The following is a 20,328-nucleotide window of genomic DNA, read 5'->3' on the forward strand; positions in this document are numbered from 1 at the left end:
GTATTTCTACCTTGGCGGTTGACCATAGGGAGCCATCTGCATAGCGTCGTCGGGGACGACAAGACCAACGAACTCATTCGCGCTGGGGAGCTCAATGGCTGGCAAGACGATAACGAGAGCGGATCTGAGCGAGGCCGTCTATCAGAAGGTGGGTCTCTCGCGGACCGAATCGGCTGAACTGGTGGAGCGGGTCCTGGGCGAAATCTGCGACAGCCTGGCCGCCGGGGAGACCGTGAAGCTCTCATCCTTCGGATCGTTCATCGTGCGCAGCAAGGGAGAGCGTGTCGGCCGCAATCCCAAGACCGGTGTCGAGGTTCCAATCGATCCCCGTCGGGTCATGGTGTTCAAGCCTTCGAACGTCTTGAAGGCGCATATCAACGGTGAGACCTTCGAAGGCGAGGATTGATCCGGCTATGGCGAGCGGCGTCATGGACAAAAGCCCCGACGCATTCCGCACGATCAGCGAGGTCGCTGAAGACCTCGACGTCCCTCAGCATGTGCTGCGCTTCTGGGAAACCCGCTTCAACCATATCAAGCCGCTCAAGCGTGGCGGCGGGCGGCGCTATTACCGTCCTGACGACGTCGACCTGCTAAAGGGCATACGCCAGCTTCTCTACGGCGAAGGCTATACGATCAAAGGCGTTCAGCGGATCCTGAAAGAGGAAGGGGTTCGCTTCGTCCAGGGCATCGGGCGCGGAGAGCAGAGCGTCACGACGCTTCATCCCGAGGCGACACAAGCAGGCGTCAGGGAGATTGAGCTTCCTGACGGAAGTCACCTTTACGAGGACGAGGATGCAGCCTGCGCCCGTCTTCAGCAGGGTTTGTCTCCGGAGGCACTTCATGGACTCCAGGCTGCCCTCGAGGAGCTCTATGAGTGTGACCGGGTGCTGTCCTCCCTGAAGAGTTCGGGTGAGGTCCCGGCGGGTGAGTGAGGCCTCGTATGATAGGAGCCTCGGCCGAGGTCCGAGATGCCTTATCGCCTCTGCAATTCCGTTTTTTGCAGGCTTTCCAAAATGAGCGCATTCAACCCTTGACAGGGGTCAGGGTGGCCCTTAAACCGCACCCACACCGCTTCGGCGGTCCGATGCGCGGGCGTAGCTCAGTCGGTTAGAGTGCCGGCCTGTCACGCCGGAGGTCGCGGGTTCGAGCCCCGTCGCCCGCGCCACTTTTCTTCCTCAAAGTCAGTTCGATACCAGTCCGAATGGATGAATTCCGGGCGCGATTCGACATTCCGATAGTCGTGCTCGTGGATAGAAAGCGGCACTTTTCCCGCAGAGCTGCATTCCCTCCATGGTTTTGAGGCGCTTGGCGAAGCTGGACGTTATCGGCGCGTGAGTGTGGTTCCGTTGCCTATGTCGACGTCCAGATCGTTCACGAGCTTCTCCAACGGGGTGGCTCAGGTTGCGGGTCGTCCTGTCACGTTCGGAATCTGCCTCATCGTGAACACAGGAACGACCATCATAACCTTCCTGATGGTGTTTCTGATTCAAAACACCCAGAATCGCGATGCCGCCGCCATTCAGGCCAAGCTTGACGAGCCGACCCGGGCTAACGCCGTCTAGAACGTGTTCATCGGCATCGAACATTTGACCCAGGTGGCGCTCAACGGGATTCGGGTCAGGTACGAGGCTAAGGCCAAGGCGGAGATCGCCGCCGGGGCAAGCCGAGGCCGCGGCCAGCCGAAAGGCGGCGAAAGCAGCCGACATGGCCATATCCTAGTTTGGAATGGTTCTTTTTGCGGCAGTGCAAACACTTGTCAGGGAAGGGGAACTCAGCTAAGCCTCCCGCGCAATCAGCGCGTTGTCGCAGGGGCTTTTATCGGGCCTTTCTGGGGCTTAAATGCGTTTCAGATTGCCGGCTTTCGGCCGCGCTCCGTTCGTTCTAGGTGTCGTATGACGAATCTCCTCGCCGACTACCTGCCTCTCGTAATCTTCATCGGCGTGTCGCTCCTGATCGGGGTGGCGCTGCTCGTGGCGCCTTTCATCGTGGCCTACAGCCGTCCCGATACCGAGAAGCTGTCCGCCTACGAGTGTGGTTTCAATGCCTTCGACGATGCCCGCATGAAGTTCGACGTGCGGTTCTACCTCGTCGCCATCCTTTTCATCATTTTCGACCTGGAAGTGGCATTCCTGTTCCCCTGGGCCATCACGTTCGGGAACCTGGGCTGGTTCGGCTTCATCTCCATGATGATCTTCCTCGGTGTCCTGACGGTCGGATTCATTTACGAGTGGAAGAAGGGGGCCCTTGAATGGGATTGATCTCCGATAACCAGTCGACCCTGGTCGCTCCCGCGCCGCGCGGCATCGTCGACCCGAATACCGGCAAGCCGGTTGGATCGACGGACCCATACTTCGTCTCCCTCAACGAGGAGCTGTCCGACAAGGGCTTTCTCGTCACCTCGACCGAGGATCTCATCACCTGGGCGCGCACCGGTTCGCTCATGTGGATGACCTTCGGCCTGGCGTGCTGCGCCGTCGAGATGATGCAGATGTCCATGCCGCGGTATGATGTCGAGCGCTTCGGCTTCGCTCCGCGCGCCTCGCCGCGCCAGTCCGACGTGATGATCGTGGCCGGTACGCTCACCAACAAGATGGCTCCCGCCCTCCGCAAGGTTTACGATCAGATGCCGGAGCCGCGCTACGTCATCTCCATGGGCTCCTGTGCCAATGGCGGCGGCTACTATCATTACTCCTATGCCGTGGTTCGTGGCTGCGACCGCATCGTGCCGGTCGACATCTACGTTCCGGGCTGCCCGCCGACGGCTGAGGCGCTCCTGTACGGGGTGCTGCTTCTGCAGAAGAAGATCCGCCGGATCGGCACCATCGAGCGCTGAGCAAAGGTCATTGCATGAGTGCTGATCTCCAAGCCCTGAGTGACTATATCGCCTCATCCCTCGGTGAGACGATCGAGAACCGGGCCATAGCTTTCGACGAGTTGACGATCGTCGTCCGCCGCGAGGATATCGTGCGGGCGGCGACATTCCTGCGGGACGACCCGCAGTGCCGCTTCGTCTGCTTCATCGATATCTGCGGCGCCGATTATCCGGCCCGCGAAAAGCGCTTCGACGTGGTCTATCACTTCCTGGCTCCGCACCATAACCGCCGCATCCGCGTGAAAGTGGAAACTGACGAGGTGACGCCAGTTCCTTCTCTGGTTGAAGTCTGGCCGGCGGCGAACTGGTTTGAGCGCGAGGCCTATGACCTCTACGGGATCCTGTTCTCGGGTCATCCTGACCTCCGCCGCATCCTCACCGATTATGGCTTCGAGGGGCACCCCCTGCGTAAGGATTTCCCCATGACGGGCTATGTGGAGGTCCGCTATGACGATGGTCAGGGTCGCGTGGTCTACGAGCCAGTGAAGCTCAGTCAGGAATTCCGCAACTTCGACTTTCTCTCTCCATGGGAAGGCACGGACTACGTGCTCCCGGGGGACGAGAAGGCCAAGGCTTAAGAGGAGCGGAAAGGGCGACCCATGGGCGAGCATAATATCCGCAACTTCACGATCAATTTCGGCCCGCAGCACCCGGCTGCGCACGGCGTTCTGCGCCTCGTTCTGGAGCTGGACGGCGAGGTGGTCGAACGCGTCGATCCCCATATCGGTCTGCTGCATCGCGGCACCGAGAAGCTGATCGAGTACAAGACCTACGTTCAGGCCAATCCCTATTTCGACCGATTGGACTATGTCGCGCCGCTGAACCAGGAACATGCCTACTGCATGGCGGTCGAGAAGCTCCTTGGCATCGAGGTTCCGCGCCGTGCCGAGCTGATCCGAGTCCTTTACTCCGAGATCGGGCGCCTTCTCTCCCACCTTCTCAATGTGACCACGCAGGCCATGGACGTCGGCGCTCTCACGCCGCCGCTTTGGGGCTTCGAGGAGCGCGAGAAGCTCATGATCTTCTACGAGCGGATTTCCGGCTCGCGCATGCACGCCAATTACTTCCGTCCCGGCGGCGTGAACATGGACATCCAGCCGGAGCTGATCGACGATATCGAGGCTTTCTGCGATCCGTTCCTGAAGGTTCTCGACGATCTCGACACCCTTGTCATCGGCAACCGCATCTTCAAGCAGCGTAACGTCGACATCGGCGTTCTCACCCTGGACGATTGCTGGAAGTGGGGCTTCTCCGGGGCTATCGTCCGCAGCTGCGGCGTCGCCTGGGATCTGCGTAAAGCTCAGCCGTATTCGCTCTACGAGGAGATGGAATTCGACGTCCCCGTCGGCAAGAACGGTGACAATTACGACCGCCAGGTCATCCGCATGGAGGAGATGCGCCAGAGCGTGCGGATCATGCGCCAGTGCCTGAACAAACTACGGGTGCCGGATGGGCAGGGTCCGGTGACGACGCTCGACGGCAAGGTCGCTCCGCCTTCGCGCAAGGATATGAAGCGCTCCATGGAAGCGCTGATCCATCACTTCAAGCTTTATACGGAAGGCTTCCACGTCCCCGCGGGCGAGGTCTATGTGGCCGTCGAGGCTCCGAAAGGCGAGTTCGGCGTGTACCTCGTGTCAGACGGTACCAACAAGCCTTACCGCTGCAAGGTCCGTGCTCCGGGCTTCGCCCACCTTCAGGGTATGGATTTCATGTGCCGCGGCCACATGCTGGCCGACGTCGCAGGTGTCCTGGGTTCCATCGACATCGTGTTCGGCGAGGTCGACCGCTAACGAAAACCGCCCCGGTTCCGGGACGGATATCCACGCTGTTTGAAGCGTGCTGGACAAGTTCAAGTCGCGAGTGGCCGGGCCTCATGCCCGGCCATGGCGATGAGGAGAAGAGTGTATGGCCGTTCGTAAGCTCGCGCCTGAAAACATGCAGCCCGAGAATTTCGTTCTCTCCGCCGAGACCGAAGCTTTCGCGGACAAGGAAATCGCCAAGTATCCGCCCGGCCGGCAGGCTTCGGCCGTGATCGCTCTCCTGGGCAAGGCTCAGGAGCAGGCGGGCGGCTGGCTGCCGCGCAAGGCCATCGAGGCCGTGGCGACCAGGCTCGACATGCCGGTGATCCGCGTGATGGAGGTGGCGACCTTCTACACGATGTTCAACCTTGAGCCGGTCGGAAAGTATTTCATCCAGTTCTGCGGCACGACGCCCTGCGTCCTGCGCGGGGCCGGGGACATCAGACAAGTGCTGGAGCGCCGTATCGGCGATCAGAACCATGTGACGGCGGATGGGAACTTCTCCTGGCTCGAGGTCGAGTGCCTGGGCGCCTGCTCCAATGCGCCGATGGTGCAGATCAACGACGACTATTACGAAGACCTGACGACGGAGAACTTCGAGAAGCTTCTCGACGATCTCGCCGCCGGTCACCCTGTGAAGGTGGGTTCGCAGATCGGCCGCAGTCGATCGGAGCCCTTTGAGGCGGTGAACACCCTTCAGGATCCGACTCTCTACGACGGCTCTCTCGTCGGTGCCTGGCGCAAGCGCTTCGAGGAGCAGGCAAAGGCGGCCGAGACGGCAGAACCCGCAGCTGCCATGGCTTCGATTCCTCAGGAGGTGAAGGCCGCCAAGCCGACCGCCGGACGACCGATCGAGAGCGATGCTGCCGATACGCCGGCCAAGCGCGCGAAGGAAGGCGAAACACCGATCAATCCGGCTGACCAAAGGGAAGCCGCTGATCCGTCGAAAGCCACCAAAGGGCAGTCGCACACGGAAGCCGAGCCGAGACATGCTCCACAGAGCGGCAAGTCTTACGTTGCGTCGCCGAAGAAAGACGGTGAGGCCGTGCCGAGCAGCCCGACGACACCGGTTGCCGGCACGCCGCCTGCACAAGCCGAGACCCGCCGCGACGGTAGCGAAAGCAAACCGGACGTGATCGTCGATAAAGACAACAAGTCGTCCTGATGGAGTGATCGGGAATGCTTCAGGACAATGATCGTATCTTCACCAACCTCTACGGCTTTCATTCGCCGGACCTTAAGGCCGCGAAGATGCGCGGCGCCTGGGACGGAACGAAGTTCCTCCTAGAGCAGGGGCGCGACTGGATCATCAACGAGATGAAGGCGTCCGGCTTGCGCGGCCGCGGCGGCGCAGGCTTTCCCACGGGCCTGAAGTGGTCCTTCATGCCCAAGCAGTCGGATGGCCGGCCGCACTACCTGGTCGTGAACGCGGACGAGTCGGAGCCGGGCACCTGTAAGGACCGCGAGATCATGCGGAACGATCCGCATCTTCTCGTGGAGGGCTGCCTCATTGCGTCCTTCGCCATGGGGGCTCACGCGGCCTACATCTACATCCGCGGCGAGTACGTGGCCGAGCGCCACGCGCTTCAGCGCGCGGTGGAAGAGGCCTACGAGGCCAAGCTCATCGGCAAGGACAACATCCACGGCTATCCCTTCGACCTCTACGTCCACCACGGCGCTGGTGCTTACATCTGCGGCGAGGAGACGGCTCTCATCGAGAGCATGGAAGGCAAGAAGGGCATGCCGCGTCTGAAGCCGCCGTTCCCGGCCAATATGGGCCTGTACGGTTGCCCGACCACGGTGAACAACGTCGAGTCGATTGCAGTTGCCGGCACGATCCTGCGCCGCGGCGCCTCCTGGTTCTCCAGCATCGGCCGCCCGAACAACGTCGGCACCAAACTCTTCTGCGTGTCGGGCCACGTCAACAAACCCTGCAACGTGGAAGAGGCGATGGGCCTCACCTTCCGGGAACTGATCGACCGCCATTGCGGCGGCATCCGGGGCGGCTGGGACAACCTGCTCGGCGTCATCCCGGGCGGTTCGTCCGTGCCGATCGTTCCGGCCGAGCAGATCGCCGACGCCTACATGGATTTCGACACCCTGCGGAATCTCAAGTCCGGCCTCGGCACCGCCGCCGTGATCGTGATGGACAAGTCTACCGACATCGTTCGCGCAATTGCCCGCATCTCGTACTTCTACAAGCATGAGAGCTGCGGCCAGTGCACCCCGTGCCGGGAAGGTACGGGCTGGATGTGGCGTGTGCTCACCCGCATGGCCGAAGGCCGCGCCCAAAAGCGCGAAATCGACATGCTCCTCGAAGTTTCGACTCAGATCGAAGGCCACACCATCTGCGCGCTCGGCGACGCGGCGGCTTGGCCGGTTCAGGGTCTGATCCGCCACTTCCGTCACGAGATTGAGAAGCGGATCGACGATTACGCGGCAAACCCGCATTCCGAATCCGTCCTGATTGCGGCGGAGTGAGATTGAAGATGGCGAAAATCATCGTTGATGGCGTCGAGGTCGACGTTCCCGCGGAATACACACTGCTCCAGGCCGCTGAGGCAGCGGGAGCAGAAATTCCGCGCTTCTGTTACCATGAGCGGCTCTCGATCGCCGGCAATTGCCGCATGTGCCTCGTGGAGGTTAAGGGCGCGCCGAAGCCGGTCGCATCCTGCGCCTGGGGCGTGCGCGACTGCCGTCCCGGCCCGAACGGCGAGCCGCCGGAGATCTCCACGAAGTCGCCGACGGTGAAGAAGGCGCGGGAAGGAGTGATGGAATTCCTCCTCATCAACCACCCGCTCGATTGCCCGATCTGCGACCAGGGCGGCCAGTGCGACCTGCAGGATCAGGCCATGGCCTATGGCGTCGACACCAGCCGCTACCACGAGAACAAGCGCGCGGTGACCGACAAGTATCTCGGCCCGCTAGTGCGCACCTCCATGAACCGGTGCATCCACTGCACCCGCTGCGTGCGCTTTTCCGCCGAAGTGGCTGGCGTGCCGGATCTCGGCGCCCTGTGGCGCGGCGAGGACATGGAGATCACGAGCTATCTCGAGCGAGCCCTTGGATCGGAGCTGCAGGCCAACGTGGCGGATCTCTGCCCGGTCGGCGCGCTCACCCATAAGCCGGAATCCTTCCACTATCGTCCCTGGGAGCTCACCAAGAGCGATTCCGTCGACGTGATGGATGCGGTCGGCTCCTCGATCCGCATCGATTCCCGTGGCCGCGAGGTCATGCGCATCCTGCCGCGCGTGAACGAGGCGGTGAACGAGGAGTGGATCACCGACAAGACCCGCCAGATCGTGGACGGACTGCGCCTCCAGCGCCTCGACCGCCCCTTCGTGCGTGAAAACGGGCGCCTGCGTCCTGCTTCCTGGCAGGAAGCTTTCGCTACCATCGCCAGCCGCGTGAAGGGCACGGATCCGAGACGAATCGGCGCCATCGTGGGCGATCTTGCCGCTGTCGAGGAGATGTATGCCCTGAAGCTCCTCATGGAAAGCCTCGGCGTTACCAACATCGACGCCCGCCAGGATGGAACTGTGCTGTCGCCGGTCTATGGCCGTGGCTCCTATCTCTTCAACACCACCATTGCCGGTGTCGAGGACGCGGACGCGATCCTGATCGTGGGTTCGAACCCGCGCATCGAGGCTTCGCTGGTCAATGTCCGCATCCGTAAGCGCTGGCGTATGGCTCCGCCGCCGATTGCCATGATCGGTGAGCACGCGGATCTGACCTATCCCTACGATTACCTCGGCGCTGGTCCCGAGACGCTGGCCGAGCTTGCTGCGGGCCGTCACAGCTTCATCGAAAAGCTTCGTGGTGCCGAGCGTCCGCTGATCATCGTGGGGCAGGGCGCTCTCTTCCGTCCGGATGGTCTCGCCGTTCTCTCGGCTGCCGCGCAGCTTGCCCGCGATGTGGGCGCCGTCAAGGACGGCTGGAGCGGTTTCTCGGTCCTGCACACCGCAGCTTCCCGCGTCGGTGCGCTTGATCTCGGACTCGTGCCGGGCGAGTGGGGCCTGAACGCTCAGACGATGGCGCAGGGTAACGTGGACGTGCTGTTCAACCTCGGCGCGGATGAGATCGACATCGCTCCCGGCGCCTTCGTGATCTATCAGGGAACCCATGGCGACCGTGGCGCACACCGCGCTGACGTGATCCTGCCGGCCGCGACCTACACGGAAAAGTCCGGTACTTACGTGAACACGGAAGGACGGGTGCAGCTCGCCAATCGTGCGGCCTTCGCTCCGGGCGAGGCTCGCGAAGACTGGGCCATCCTGCGCGCGCTCTCCGACGTGCTGGGTCACCGTCTGCCGTTCGACTCGCTCAATGCTCTGCGGGCGAAGCTCTATGCGCATTACCCGCACTTCGCAACCATCGACACGGTCCAGCCGGCGGATGGGTTTGCGGCCGTCCAGGCGCTTGCCGGCATCGGCGGCACGCCTGGCCGCGAGCCGTTCGTGAGCCCGGTGAAGGACTTCTATCTGACGAACCCGATTGCCCGCGCCTCCGGCGTCATGGCCGAGTGCTCTGCGCTCGCCCGTGAGCTGAAGCTCGAGGCGGCTGAGTAAGAGGAACGGATCATGGAATTTGGAGACATCCTCCTCGCGGTCGCGATCATGCTGGGCAAGAGCCTGCTCATGCTGGTGGCGCTTCTCATCTTCATCGCCTATGCGCTCTATGCCGACCGCAAGGTCTGGGCGGCGGTTCAGCTGCGCCGCGGCCCGAACGTGGTCGGTCCCTGGGGGCTGCTCCAGTCCTTTGCCGACCTGCTCAAGTTCGTACTGAAGGAGCCGGTCATTCCGGCTCCGGCCAACAAGGGCATGTTCCTGCTGGCCCCGCTGGTGATGTGTACCCTGTCACTCGCGGCCTGGGCGGTCATTCCGCTGAATGCCGGCTGGGCCATCGCCGACATCAACGTGGGCATTCTCTACATCTTCGCGATCTCGTCGCTCGGCGTTTACGGCGTCATCATGGGTGGCTGGGCGTCGAACTCGAAGTATCCATTCCTCGGTGCACTTCGCTCCGCGGCCCAGATGGTGTCCTACGAGGTCTCCATCGGCTTCGTCATCGTGACCGTGCTGATGTGCGCTGGAACGCTGAACCTGTCGCAGATCGTGGAATCGCAGAACACCCGCCTCGGCATCCTGGGCTGGTACTGGCTGCCGCTCTTCCCGATGTTCGTGGTGTTCTTCATCTCGGCCATGGCCGAGACGAACCGCCCGCCTTTCGACCTGCCCGAGGCAGAATCGGAGCTGGTCGCCGGGTACATGGTGGAATATTCCTCCACGCCGTACCTCCTCTTCATGCTCGGCGAGTACGTGGCCATCATGACCATGTGCGCCCTTGGAACGATCCTGTTCCTCGGTGGCTGGCTGTCGCCGATCCCATTCGCACCCTTCACATGGGTGCCGGGCGTGATCTGGTTCGTACTGAAGGCGAGCTTCCTCTTCATCCTCATCGCCATGGTGAAAGCCCTGGTGCCACGCTACCGCTACGATCAGCTTATGCGCCTCGGCTGGAAGGTCTTCCTTCCGCTCTCCCTGGCCATGGTCATCATCGTGGCAACTGTCCTGATGGCGACCGGCAATGCGCCGGGCGTCCGCTAAAGGAGATCGGCCATGCAGCTCGACCGCATTGCCCAATCCCTCCTGCTGAAGGAGTTCATCTCGGGCTTCATCCTGACGGTGAAGTACTTCTTCAAGCCGAAGGCGACCCTCAACTACCCCTTCGAAATGGGCCATCGCGGGCCTCGCTTCCGTGGTGAACACGCCCTGCGTCGCTATCCCAACGGGGAAGAGCGCTGCATCGCCTGCAAACTCTGCGAGGCCATCTGCCCTGCCCAGGCGATCACCATCGAAGCCGGTCCGCGTCGCAACGACGGCACCCGCCGCACGACGCGCTACGACATCGACATGGTGAAGTGCATCTATTGCGGCATGTGCCAGGAGGCGTGCCCGGTGGACGCCATCGTGGAAGGCCCGAACTTCGAGTTCTCCGTGGAGACCCGCGAGGAACTCTATTACGACAAGGCCAAGCTTCTCGATAATGGGGAGCGTTGGGAGCGGGAAATCGCGCGCAACATCGCGAAGACTGCGCCTTACCGGTAAGAGAGCTTTCTACCCGACTAGGGCAGGGGGCAAGCAGGTCCGGCGGGTTGTGCCCTTCGGATTCGGATTTTATAGACAGGCCGCCGGATTCTCCGGCGCCACGTCGGAAGGGGCCGCCTCGGGCGGCTTGAGTTGAACATGACGGTTACCGCCGCCTTCTTCTACCTGTTCGCGACGATCACGATCGCCTCCGGCTTCATGGTGATTGCCTCCCGCAATCCCGTGCAGTCGGTGCTTTTCCTCATCCTGGCCTTCGTCAATGCGGCGGGGCTGTTCCTGATGATGGGGGCCGAGTTCCTGGCGATGATCCTGGTCATCGTCTACGTGGGCGCGGTCGCGGTGCTCTTCCTCTTCGTCGTGATGATGCTCGACGTCGACTTCGCCGCGCTACGCCAGGGCTTCCTGCAATACCTGCCCATCGGCGGATTGATCGGCGTGATCTTCCTGCTCGAGCTGATCCTGGTCGTAGGTGCCTATGCGGTCGATCCGGGGCTCGTCCGCTCGCCGGCCGTTCCGATTCCGGCGCCCGACGTCATGACCAACACCGAGGCGCTCGGCCAGGTTCTCTACACCCGCTATTTCTATTTCTTCCAGGCAGCCGGCCTGATCCTGCTGGTCGCCATGATCGGCGCAATCGTGCTGACCCTGCGTGAGCGTGTGGGCGTACGGCGCCAGGACATTTCCAAGCAAAACGCCCGGACGCAGGAAACCGCCGTCGAAGTGCGGAAGGTTCCCTTCCGTCAGGGAATCTAAGGAGGCACGCAATGGTTATCGGACTGGGCCACTATCTCACCGTCGCCGCCGTGCTCTTCACGCTCGGGGTGTTCGGCATTTTCATCAACCGGAAGAACGTGATCGTCATTTTGATGTCCATCGAGCTGATCCTGCTCGCAGTGAACATCAACATGGTCGCCTTCTCGACCCACCTGAACGATATCGTCGGTCAGATCTTTGCCATGCTGATCCTCACGGTCGCGGCGGCGGAGGCGGCCATCGGCCTTGCCATTCTGGTGGTCTTCTTCCGCAACCGCGGCTCCATCGCGGTCGAAGACGTCAACATGATGAGGGGCTAGGCCCGAACGGACTGGCGAAGTAAACGAACATGTATCACGCAATCGTCTTCCTGCCGCTCGTCGGCTTCCTCATCGCAGGCATTTTCGGGCGCGTCCTCGGCGCCCGGCCGAGCGAAATCATCACCACGGCTCTGCTCTTCGTGGCGGCCGTCCTGTCCTGGGTGTCCTTCATCCAGGTGGGCTTCGGCGACGGTGCCACCCGCGTCCAGGTCGCTCAATGGATGTCGGTCGGCGATCTCCAGGTCGATTGGGCGTTCCGGATCGACACACTGACCGCCATGATGCTGGTGGTGGTCAACACCGTCTCGGCGCTCGTGCATCTCTATTCCATCGGCTACATGCACGAAGATCCGCACCGTCCGCGATTCTTCGCCTATCTGTCGCTCTTCACCTTCGCCATGCTCATGCTGGTGACGGCCGACAATCTGGTGCAGATGTTCTTCGGCTGGGAAGGCGTGGGCCTCGCGAGCTACCTGCTCATCGGCTTCTGGTATCAGAAGGACTCGGCCAACGCGGCCGCCATGAAGGCGTTCATCGTCAACCGTGTCGGTGATTTCGGCTTCCTGCTCGGCATCTTCACGATCTTCGTTCTGTTCAACGGCGTCACCTTCGACCAGATCTTCCCGCGCGTCGGCGAGTTCGCGAATGCCCGGTTCAACTTCCTCGGGATCGAGTGGCATGCCCTGACCATTGCCGGCCTGCTGCTCTTCATGGGCGCCATGGGCAAGTCAGCGCAGTTCCTGCTGCACACCTGGCTCCCGGACGCGATGGAAGGCCCAACCCCGGTATCCGCGCTCATCCATGCCGCCACCATGGTGACCGCCGGCGTATTCATGGTCGCTCGCCTGTCTCCGGTCTTCGAGTATGCTCCGGCGGCTCTCACGGTCGTTACCATCATCGGCGGCATCACGGCTTTCTTTGCCGCGACCATCGGTCTGGTTCAGAACGACATCAAGCGCGTCATCGCCTATTCGACTTGCTCGCAACTCGGCTACATGTTCGTCGGTCTGGGCGTCGGCGCCTACGGCGCTGGTGTTTTCCACCTGTTCACGCACGCCTTCTTCAAGGCGCTGCTGTTCTTGGGCGCCGGCTCGGTTATCCATGCGATGCACCATGAGCAGGATATGCGCCACATGGGCGCCCTGCGCCGTTACATCCCGCTCACCACGGCGATGATGGCGATTGGCACGCTGGCACTTACCGGCTTCCCGTTCACGGCCGGCTATTACTCGAAGGATGCGATCATCGAGGCGGCCTACGCGGCTCATTCCTCGGCCGGCTCTTTCGCCTTCCTGGCTACGGTCGTCGCCGCCTTCATGACCTCGTTCTACTCCTGGCGTCTATTCTTCCTCACCTTCGAGGGAGCCGCACGCTGGGGTCATGGACACCAAAGTCATTCCGCCCATGCTCCGCATGACCACGAGGGTGTGGAGCATGACGATCACAGCCGCGACGTCGAGGCGGCGCATCATGCCCAGCATGAACACGGTCACCATGGGGCTCACACCCCTCATGAGAGCCCACTTGTGATGCTTTTGCCTCTCATCGTGCTCGCCATCGGCGCGGTCGTGGCTGGCGTAGTCTTCCACGGGGCCTTTATCGGCGAGGGTTACCAAGAGTTCTGGAAGGGCGCTCTGTTCACCCGTCCGGAGAACCACATCCTTGAGGAGATGCACCACCTCCCGGGCTGGGTGCCGCTGCTGCCGACAATCATGATGATCCTGGGTTTCCTGCTCGCGGTGTATATGTACATCGTCGACGCCAAGCAGCCGGCGAAGCTCGCGGCCGATCATCCGATCCTGTACCGCTTCCTGTTGAACAAGTGGTACTTCGACGAGCTGTACGATGCGATCTTCGTGCGTCCAGCCATGGCGATCGGACGCTTTTTCTGGCGCACGGGCGACCAGCGCATCATCGACGGGCTTGGACCTGATGGCATCTCCGCGCGCGTCCTCGACGTGACGCGCGGCGTGGTGCGGGTCCAGACGGGCTACGTCTATCACTATGCCTTCGCCATGCTGATCGGTGTTGCGGCTCTCGTGACCTTCTATCTTTTCAGGGGAGCCCACTAATGCTTGGCTTCGGCATTCTCTCCGGCCTTCTCATTCTGCCGCTCGTCGGAGCGGCCTTTATCCTGACCCTGCGTGGCGACAGCGAGGCAGCTCGCTCCAACGCCCGCTGGGCTGCCCTTGCCACGACGATTGCGACCTTCCTGCTGTCGCTGGTGGCCTGGGCGCGCTTCGACGTATCGTCGGCTTCGTTCCAGCTCGTGGAAAGCCATGTCTGGCTGACCGAGACCATCCGCTTCAAGCTCGGCGTCGACGGCTTCTCGATGCCGCTCATCCTGCTCACCACGTTCCTGATGCCGTTCTGCATTTTGGCCTCGTGGGAATCAATCGAGAGCCGGGTCAAGGAATATTTCGTCGCCTTCCTCGTCCTCGAGACCACGATGATCGGCGTGTTCTGCGCCCTCGACCTCGTGCTGTTCTACCTGTTCTTCGAGGCGGGCCTCATCCCGATGTTCCTCATCATCGGCATCTGGGGCGGCAAGCGGCGCATCTATGCGAGCTTCAAGTTCTTCCTCTACACGCTCCTTGGCTCCGTTCTGATGCTTCTGGCCATCATGGCCATGTACTGGACCGCAGGCACGACCGACATTCCGACTTTGCTTGCCTATAAATTCGCGTCGAACCTGCAGATATGGCTCTGGCTTGCCTTCTTTGCCTCGTTTGCGGTGAAGATGCCCATGTGGCCGGTCCATACCTGGCTCCCTGATGCGCACGTGGAAGCGCCGACGGCGGGCTCGGTCATCCTGGCCGGCGTTCTCCTGAAGATGGGCGGCTACGGCTTCATCCGAGTGTCGCTGCCCATGTTCCCGGATGCGTCGCTCTATTTCGCCCCGCTGGTCTATGCTCTCTCCGTCATCGCGATCATCTACACCTCGCTGGTCGCCCTGATGCAGGAGGACATCAAGAAGCTCATCGCCTATTCATCGGTGGCGCATATGGGCTTTGTCACCATGGGCCTGTTCAGCATGAACGAGCAGGGCATCCAGGGTGCCATGTTCACCATGATCTCTCACGGCCTCGTCTCGGGCGCGCTCTTCCTGTCCGTTGGCGTGATCTACGACCGGATGCATACCCGCGAGATCAAGGCCTATGGCGGCTTGGTGAACCGGATGCCGCTCTACGCGGCGGTCTTCCTCATCCTGACCATGGCGAACGTGGCTTTGCCCGGTACCTCAGGCTTCATCGGCGAATTCCTGACCCTCATGGGAGCTTTCCGCTCCAACACCTGGGTCGCCTTCTTCGCCGCGAGCGGCGTGATCCTTTCGGCAGCCTATGCGCTCTGGCTCTACCGGCGCGTGGTTTACGGAAAGCTCGACAAGCCGGCCCTTCAGGGCATCACGGATCTGAATCGTCGCGAAATCATCACCTTCGCACCGCTCATCCTGCTCATCATCTACTACGGCGTGCAGCCCGGCCCCATCCTCGACGCCTTCGCGGCACCGACGGATGCGCTCATGAACAGCGTCCAGGCTGCGCTCGCCACTGTGAAAACGGCCGCTGTCGCCGCACACTGAGGTTCCGATGAATCCCGCCTTCACCATTCCCGCTTTCGGTCCGATGCTGCCAGAGATCCTCATGGCAGTCGGAGTTCTCGTCCTGGTCCTGTTCGGCGCTTTTCGCGGCGAACGGCCGGGCTATGGAATGAGCATCATTGCGCTGGCGCTTCTCGCCGTCACCTTCGTGGCGGTCTTGATGCTTCCGTCCGAGCGGGTCGAGACCATGGCCGGCTCCTTCGTGGTCGATGGCTTCGCCAAGTTCATGAAGGCGCTCACGCTCCTGGCGTCCGCCGGCGGGATCATCCTCTCTCTGGACTATATGCGCCGCGAGGGGATCTACCGGTTCGAATACCCGATCCTGATCGTGCTCTCGACCATTGGCATGATGATGGTGATTTCGGCGAACGACCTGATCGCGCTCTATCTCGGTCTCGAACTGCTCAGCCTCTCGTCCTACGTGATCGCGGCCTTCGACCGTGACAACCTGCGCTCGACCGAGGCTGGCCTGAAGTACTTCGTGCTCGGTGCGCTCTCCTCGGGCATGCTGCTTTACGGCGCCTCGCTAGTCTATGGGTTCACCGGCAGCGTGTCCTTCCCGGTTATCGCCACGGTCCTGCAGGGCGATGTGGGCATCGGCGCCATCGTTGGCCTCGTCTTTGTCGCTGCCGGCATCGCTTTCAAGATTTCTGCTGTGCCTTTCCACATGTGGACGCCGGACGTGTATGAGGGCTCTCCGACTCCTGTGACAGCCTTCTTCGCCGCTGCCCCCAAGATGGCCGGCATGGCCATGGCCACCCGCGTGTTCATCGATGCCTTCCCAGGCATTCTGATCCAATGGCAGCAGATCATCGTCTTCATCTCGATCGCTTCGATGGCTCTCGGTTCCTTCGCGGCCATCGGCCAGCGCAACCTCAAGCGCCTGATGGCCTATTCCTCCATCGGCAACGTGGGCTATGCGCTGATCGGTCTTGCTGCCGGCACGCCGGAGGGCATCCAGGGCGTCGTCATCTACATGGCGATCTACCTTGCCATGACGCTCGGCTCTTTCGCAGTCATCCTCGGCATGCGCCGGGGCAATGTGATGTTCGAGTCGATCGACGATCTTTCGGGCCTTGCCCGCACTCATCCTGCGCTGGCGTTCTGCCTGGCCATGATGATGTTCTCGCTGGCCGGCATTCCGCCGTTGGCAGGCTTCTTCGCCAAGTTCTATGTCTTTGCCGCCGCCATCCAAGCCAACCTCGTGACCCTTGCTGTCATCGGCGTCGTGACGAGCGTGATCGGCGCCTATTATTACCTGCGCATCATCAAGGTCATGTACTTCGATGCGCCGGTCGAGAGGTTCGAGCGCATGTCGCCGGGCGTGAGCTTCGTCCTCGTGGTGTCGAGCGCCGTGGTGCTGCTGTTCTGGCTTGTCCCGGCCCCCATCGTCAACGCAGCGGGCGCCGCCGCGCGCTCCTTGTTCTGATCGTGCGTCTGTCGCCTGAGACTGAGTCCGCCGGTTATCGGCTTCTCTCGCTCGAGGCGACGAACTCGACGAACGACGACGCACTCCAGGCTGCCCGGTCGGGTGATCCCGGACAGATTTGGATCACTGCGGCCGAGCAGCTTGCGGGACGGGGGCGGCATGGCCGGCAGTGGTCGTCTCCTCCCGGAAATCTCTATGCCAGCCTGCTTCTGATCGATCCTTGCGATACGCCGTCTGCACCGCAGCTCGGATTCGTGGCCGGGCTAGCGTTGCATGAGGCAGTCGAGTCCGTCACGGGTGTCAGCGCGCCGCGCCTTTCCCTGAAATGGCCGAATGACCTCCTGCTCGATGGCGCCAAGGTGTCCGGCCTATTGCTGGAAGGTCATCGACTTCAACCTGACGGACCACTCGCCATCGTCATCGGCTTCGGGGTGAACGTGGCTTTCGCGCCCACCGGTACGCCCTACCCAGCTTCCGCGTTGCAGGCTGTCAAGTCTGGCCTTAACAGGGACGAGATATTCCGCGCCCTGTCCTCCGCTTTCGCCCGAACGTTCTCGGCGTGGCGCATGTCAGCCCGGATGAATGCATCAGATTCGTTCGGAGCGATTCGGCGGCTTTGGCTTGAGCGTGCGGCGGGAGTCGGACAGGAGGTGACCCTTCGACTTCCCTCGGGCGATAAGATGGGCGTCTTCAAGGGGCTCGACCGTTTTGGGCGTCTGCAGCTGAAAAGCGACGATCGGATGGAACTCATCGATGCAGGCGACCTTTATTTTCCCAATTTGCTGCACGATATAGCCAAGCCTAGCGCTGGCTCGAAAAGGTCTCAAATTTAATGGCTTCCCACCAGGACGAATTGGTCTTTCTTCCCCTCGGAGGACTCGGCGAAATCGGGATGAATGCCGCGCTCTACGGCTTCGGGCCAGAGGACGATCGGCAGTGGATTCTGGTCGATTGCGGCATGGGTTTCGGCGGTGAGGAGAACCTGCCTGGCATCGACGTCGTGTATCCCGATTTGCGCTTCATCGAGGAAGAACGCCACAACCTGCTGGGCATCTTCATCACCCATGCGCACGAGGACCATATCGGTGCCCTCGTCGAGATGTGGCCGCGCCTTAACGTCCCGGTCTACGCGACGAAATTCGCCATCGGCCTGTTGGAAACGCGTCGCTTGTCGGAGGCCGATGCCCCAAAGGTCGATCTCAGGGAAATCGTGCCCGGTCAGCGTTTGGAGATCGGTTCCTTCGATATCGAATATGTGCCTGTCGCGCACTCGATCCCGGAATCCAATGCTCTCGCCATCCGCACGCCTCACGGGCTCGTGGTGCATACGGGTGACTGGAAGCTCGACAACACGCCCTATCTCGGCAGCCTGACATCGGAAGAGACCTTCCGTGCTTTGGGTGACGAGGGAGTGCTGGCGCTCATCTGCGATTCCACCAACGTGGTCCGCGAAGGTACGAGCCCAAGCGAATCCGATGTCTCCAAGAACTTGGCGCAGCTGATCAAGGATGCGCCGCATCGCGTGGCGGTCACTACCTTTGCCTCCAACGTTGCGCGCATCCGCTCCGTGGCGGAAGCGGCTCGCGAGTGCGGTCGCGAGGTGGTGGTGGTTGGCCGTGCCATGGATCGGGTGGTCGATGTGGCAAAGGAATGCGGCTTCCTTGACGGCCTGCCGGAATTCCGCTCCGCGGAAAACTTCGGCTATATGCCTCGTGACAAGATCGTTGCCATCCTGACGGGCTCGCAGGGCGAGCCCCGGGCGGCTCTTGCCCGTATTGCACAGGACGAGCACCCGGATATCGCGCTCTCGGCAGGAGACCGGGTAATCTTCTCGTCCCGTGCCATTCCCGGGAACGAGAAAGGTGTGGGCTCGATCATCAACAGCCTGATCGAACAAGGTATCGAGGTCATCACCGACCGGACGGAGCTCGTTCACGTCTCCGGCCATCCTCGTCGGGGCGAACTGGCGCAGATGTACCAATGGACCCGGCCGCGTATTGCCATTCCTGCCCACGGCGAACCGTTGCACCTGAGCGAGCATGCGAAGTTTGCGAGAGCCCAGGGTGTACAGGAGGTCGTTCGAGCGAAAAATGGAACCGTCGTGCGCCTCTCGCCCGGTCCTGCCGAGATCGTCGACAATATTCCGACGGGCCGTCTTTATCGCGATGGCAACATCGTCATCGGAGCAGGTGAGCGGGCCCTGCCGGAGCGCCGCAAGCTTGCTTTCGCCGGTATCGTCACAGTGGCGATTGCCATCGATGACCGGGGGGAGCTCGTCGGCGATCCTGTGATCGATGCCATGGGCCTGCCGGACAAGAACCGGCATGGGCGCGACCTGACGGACATCATTGCCGACACCGTGGCCGATCTGCTGGATGGTCTGTCGAAAGCCAAGCGGCGGGATCCGGAGGCCGTTGAGAATGCCGTCCACCGGGCTGTCCGCGCAGCCGTGAATCAGGAATGGGGCAAGAAGCCCGCCTGCCACGTGCTCGTCATCGAGGCGTAAGGTCCGGAAGGGGAAAATGCCGATGATCGGACGTCTCAACCATGTGGCCATCGCCGTACGCGATATTGCAACCGCGTCAGAAGTCTATCGTAAGACTCTGGGGGTCGACGTCTCACCACCCGAGGCGCTGGAAGAGCACGGCGTCACCGTCGTCTTCATCACCCTGCCCAATACCAAGATCGAGCTCCTGGAGCCCTTGGGCGGAGAATCGCCTATCGCCCGGTTTCTGGAGAAGAACCCCGACGGCGGCATCCATCATATCTGCTACGAGGTGGACGATATCGCCGCGTCGCGGGATCGGCTTGTGAATTCCGGGGCGAGGGTACTCGGCTCCGGCGAGCCTAAGATCGGGGCCCATGGAAAGCCTGTGCTTTTCCTCCATCCTAAGGATTTCAACGGCACACTCATCGAACTTGAGCAAGCCTGAGGACAAGCTGTTGATAAGCTTTGTAAAAAATCTGGCGGGATCGCTCTGGTCCACGATTGCGGTCGTCGTGGTCGTGTCATGCATCGCCGTCGCCATTGCCGTCACTGCTTTTGGCCTGAGGGTGAGCGGAGGCTTGGCTCTTTATTTCGTGATCTGGTGGATCCTGCTCTTTGCGGTCCTGCCCTTCGGCGTCCGCAGCCAAGCGGAAAGCGGGGAGGTCGTCCAAGGAAGCGAGCCTGGGGCGCCGACGCTTCCGGCCCTGCGGGAAAAGGCGATCTGGACGACGTTCATCGCGTCCATCGTTCTCGTAGTGGTCGCGGCGGTTTTTCCGCTGACTGGCCTTTAATCGGAAGAAGAAGGGAAGGCCCAAAAAAGAAAAGCAAGGCTTTCGCCTTGCCTAAACTGCCTTTTGGCAATTTTTGATCCCTGGCTTTCTAAGACCAGCGCCTCATGGCGCTTGGAGATCTTGTTCCTCCCGAAACTCGGACCGTAGCCTCTGACCTTTGAAGGTCTA

The 20,328-nt window shown here is 61.7% G+C and carries 21 protein-coding genes and 1 tRNA gene; 21 read left to right on the forward strand and 1 reads right to left on the reverse strand.

What is annotated here, in order from left to right; genetic code table 11:
* Window positions 1-94: 94 nt before the first annotated feature.
* From FS320_RS03500 to FS320_RS03510, 3 genes are all read left to right on the forward strand, one after another.
* Window positions 95-406: an integration host factor subunit alpha gene (locus FS320_RS03500; protein ID WP_152709275.1), complete on the forward strand. Its 312-nt coding sequence runs from the start codon at window positions 95-97 to the stop codon at window positions 404-406.
* A 22-nt stretch (window positions 407-428) separates the two neighbouring features.
* Window positions 429-932 carry a MerR family transcriptional regulator gene (locus FS320_RS03505; RefSeq protein WP_152709277.1) on the forward strand — a complete coding sequence of 168 codons (504 nt, stop codon included), beginning with the start codon at window positions 429-431 and terminating at the stop codon, window positions 930-932.
* A gap of 156 nt (window positions 933-1,088) precedes the next feature.
* Window positions 1,089-1,165, forward strand: a tRNA-Asp gene (locus tag FS320_RS03510).
* A 16-nt stretch (window positions 1,166-1,181) separates the two neighbouring features.
* On the opposite strand, the gene FS320_RS50650 is transcribed toward FS320_RS03510, so the two are convergent.
* Complete coding sequence (locus FS320_RS50650; protein WP_425294297.1) at window positions 1,182-1,706, reverse strand: hypothetical protein; 525 nt, start codon at window positions 1,704-1,706, stop codon at window positions 1,182-1,184.
* A 186-nt stretch (window positions 1,707-1,892) separates the two neighbouring features.
* Between FS320_RS50650 and FS320_RS03520 the strand changes: the two genes are divergently transcribed.
* The 18 genes from FS320_RS03520 to FS320_RS03605 all read left to right on the forward strand — a co-directional run bounded on the left by FS320_RS03520 (window position 1,893) and on the right by FS320_RS03605 (window position 20,160).
* Window positions 1,893-2,258, forward strand: a complete 366-nt coding sequence (locus FS320_RS03520) for an NADH-quinone oxidoreductase subunit A (protein ID WP_036351452.1) — start codon at window positions 1,893-1,895, stop codon at window positions 2,256-2,258.
* A complete protein-coding gene (locus FS320_RS03525) occupies window positions 2,249-2,833 on the forward strand; it encodes a NuoB/complex I 20 kDa subunit family protein (protein WP_152709280.1) in 585 nt (194 codons plus the stop codon). Before FS320_RS03520 ends, FS320_RS03525 begins: the two co-directional genes overlap by 10 nt.
* A 14-nt stretch (window positions 2,834-2,847) precedes the next feature.
* Window positions 2,848-3,450 (forward strand): NADH-quinone oxidoreductase subunit C, encoded by a 603-nt coding sequence (locus FS320_RS03530; protein ID WP_152709283.1) that lies wholly within the window; start codon window positions 2,848-2,850, stop codon window positions 3,448-3,450.
* A gap of 21 nt (window positions 3,451-3,471) precedes the next feature.
* A complete protein-coding gene (locus FS320_RS03535; RefSeq protein ID WP_152709286.1) occupies window positions 3,472-4,662 on the forward strand; it encodes an NADH-quinone oxidoreductase subunit D in 1,191 nt (396 codons plus the stop codon).
* A 115-nt stretch (window positions 4,663-4,777) separates the two neighbouring features.
* Complete coding sequence (gene nuoE / locus FS320_RS03540) at window positions 4,778-5,836, forward strand: NADH-quinone oxidoreductase subunit NuoE (protein ID WP_152709290.1); 1,059 nt, start codon at window positions 4,778-4,780, stop codon at window positions 5,834-5,836.
* 14 nt (window positions 5,837-5,850) lie between these two features.
* Window positions 5,851-7,152, forward strand: a complete 1,302-nt coding sequence (gene nuoF, locus FS320_RS03545; RefSeq protein WP_152709293.1) for an NADH-quinone oxidoreductase subunit NuoF — start codon at window positions 5,851-5,853, stop codon at window positions 7,150-7,152.
* Between the two features lie 8 nt (window positions 7,153-7,160).
* Window positions 7,161-9,239, forward strand: a complete 2,079-nt coding sequence (nuoG, locus tag FS320_RS03550; RefSeq protein ID WP_152709295.1) for an NADH-quinone oxidoreductase subunit NuoG — start codon at window positions 7,161-7,163, stop codon at window positions 9,237-9,239.
* Between the two features lie 12 nt (window positions 9,240-9,251).
* Window positions 9,252-10,277: an NADH-quinone oxidoreductase subunit NuoH gene (gene nuoH / locus FS320_RS03555; RefSeq protein ID WP_152709298.1), complete on the forward strand. Its 1,026-nt coding sequence runs from the start codon at window positions 9,252-9,254 to the stop codon at window positions 10,275-10,277.
* Window positions 10,278-10,289: 12 nt separating this feature from the next.
* Window positions 10,290-10,778 (forward strand): NADH-quinone oxidoreductase subunit NuoI, encoded by a 489-nt coding sequence (gene nuoI / locus FS320_RS03560; RefSeq protein WP_152709301.1) that lies wholly within the window; start codon window positions 10,290-10,292, stop codon window positions 10,776-10,778.
* A 138-nt stretch (window positions 10,779-10,916) separates the two neighbouring features.
* Window positions 10,917-11,531, forward strand: a complete 615-nt coding sequence (locus tag FS320_RS03565) for an NADH-quinone oxidoreductase subunit J (protein WP_152709304.1) — start codon at window positions 10,917-10,919, stop codon at window positions 11,529-11,531.
* Window positions 11,532-11,542: 11 nt separating this feature from the next.
* Window positions 11,543-11,851, forward strand: coding sequence for an NADH-quinone oxidoreductase subunit NuoK (nuoK, locus tag FS320_RS03570; RefSeq protein WP_027316571.1), 309 nt, complete (start codon window positions 11,543-11,545; stop codon window positions 11,849-11,851).
* Window positions 11,852-11,880: 29 nt separating this feature from the next.
* The gene (gene nuoL / locus FS320_RS03575; protein WP_152709307.1) at window positions 11,881-13,923 is read left to right on the forward strand and encodes an NADH-quinone oxidoreductase subunit L; all 2,043 of its coding nucleotides are present in this window, start codon (window positions 11,881-11,883) and stop codon (window positions 13,921-13,923) included.
* Window positions 13,923-15,434: an NADH-quinone oxidoreductase subunit M gene (locus FS320_RS03580; protein WP_152709310.1), complete on the forward strand. Its 1,512-nt coding sequence runs from the start codon at window positions 13,923-13,925 to the stop codon at window positions 15,432-15,434. Before nuoL ends, FS320_RS03580 begins: the two co-directional genes overlap by 1 nt.
* A gap of 7 nt (window positions 15,435-15,441) precedes the next feature.
* Entirely contained in the window at window positions 15,442-16,881 is a 1,440-nt protein-coding gene (gene nuoN, locus FS320_RS03585) for an NADH-quinone oxidoreductase subunit NuoN (RefSeq protein ID WP_152709314.1), read from the forward strand.
* A 2-nt stretch (window positions 16,882-16,883) separates the two neighbouring features.
* On the forward strand, window positions 16,884-17,714 hold the full coding sequence (locus FS320_RS03590) for a biotin--[acetyl-CoA-carboxylase] ligase (RefSeq protein WP_338105275.1): 831 nt from the start codon (window positions 16,884-16,886) through the stop codon (window positions 17,712-17,714).
* Window positions 17,714-19,387: a ribonuclease J gene (locus FS320_RS03595; protein WP_152709317.1), complete on the forward strand. Its 1,674-nt coding sequence runs from the start codon at window positions 17,714-17,716 to the stop codon at window positions 19,385-19,387. The genes FS320_RS03590 and FS320_RS03595 overlap by 1 nt, the downstream gene beginning before the upstream one ends.
* A 22-nt stretch (window positions 19,388-19,409) precedes the next feature.
* On the forward strand, window positions 19,410-19,814 hold the full coding sequence (mce, locus tag FS320_RS03600; protein ID WP_152709320.1) for a methylmalonyl-CoA epimerase: 405 nt from the start codon (window positions 19,410-19,412) through the stop codon (window positions 19,812-19,814).
* 10 nt (window positions 19,815-19,824) lie between these two features.
* The gene (locus FS320_RS03605; protein WP_244626950.1) at window positions 19,825-20,160 is read left to right on the forward strand and encodes a DUF1467 family protein; all 336 of its coding nucleotides are present in this window, start codon (window positions 19,825-19,827) and stop codon (window positions 20,158-20,160) included.
* Window positions 20,161-20,328 lie beyond the last annotated feature (168 nt).

It is taken from the genome of Microvirga tunisiensis (genome assembly GCF_009296175.1).
Lineage (GTDB): Bacteria > Pseudomonadota > Alphaproteobacteria > Rhizobiales > Beijerinckiaceae > Microvirga > Microvirga tunisiensis.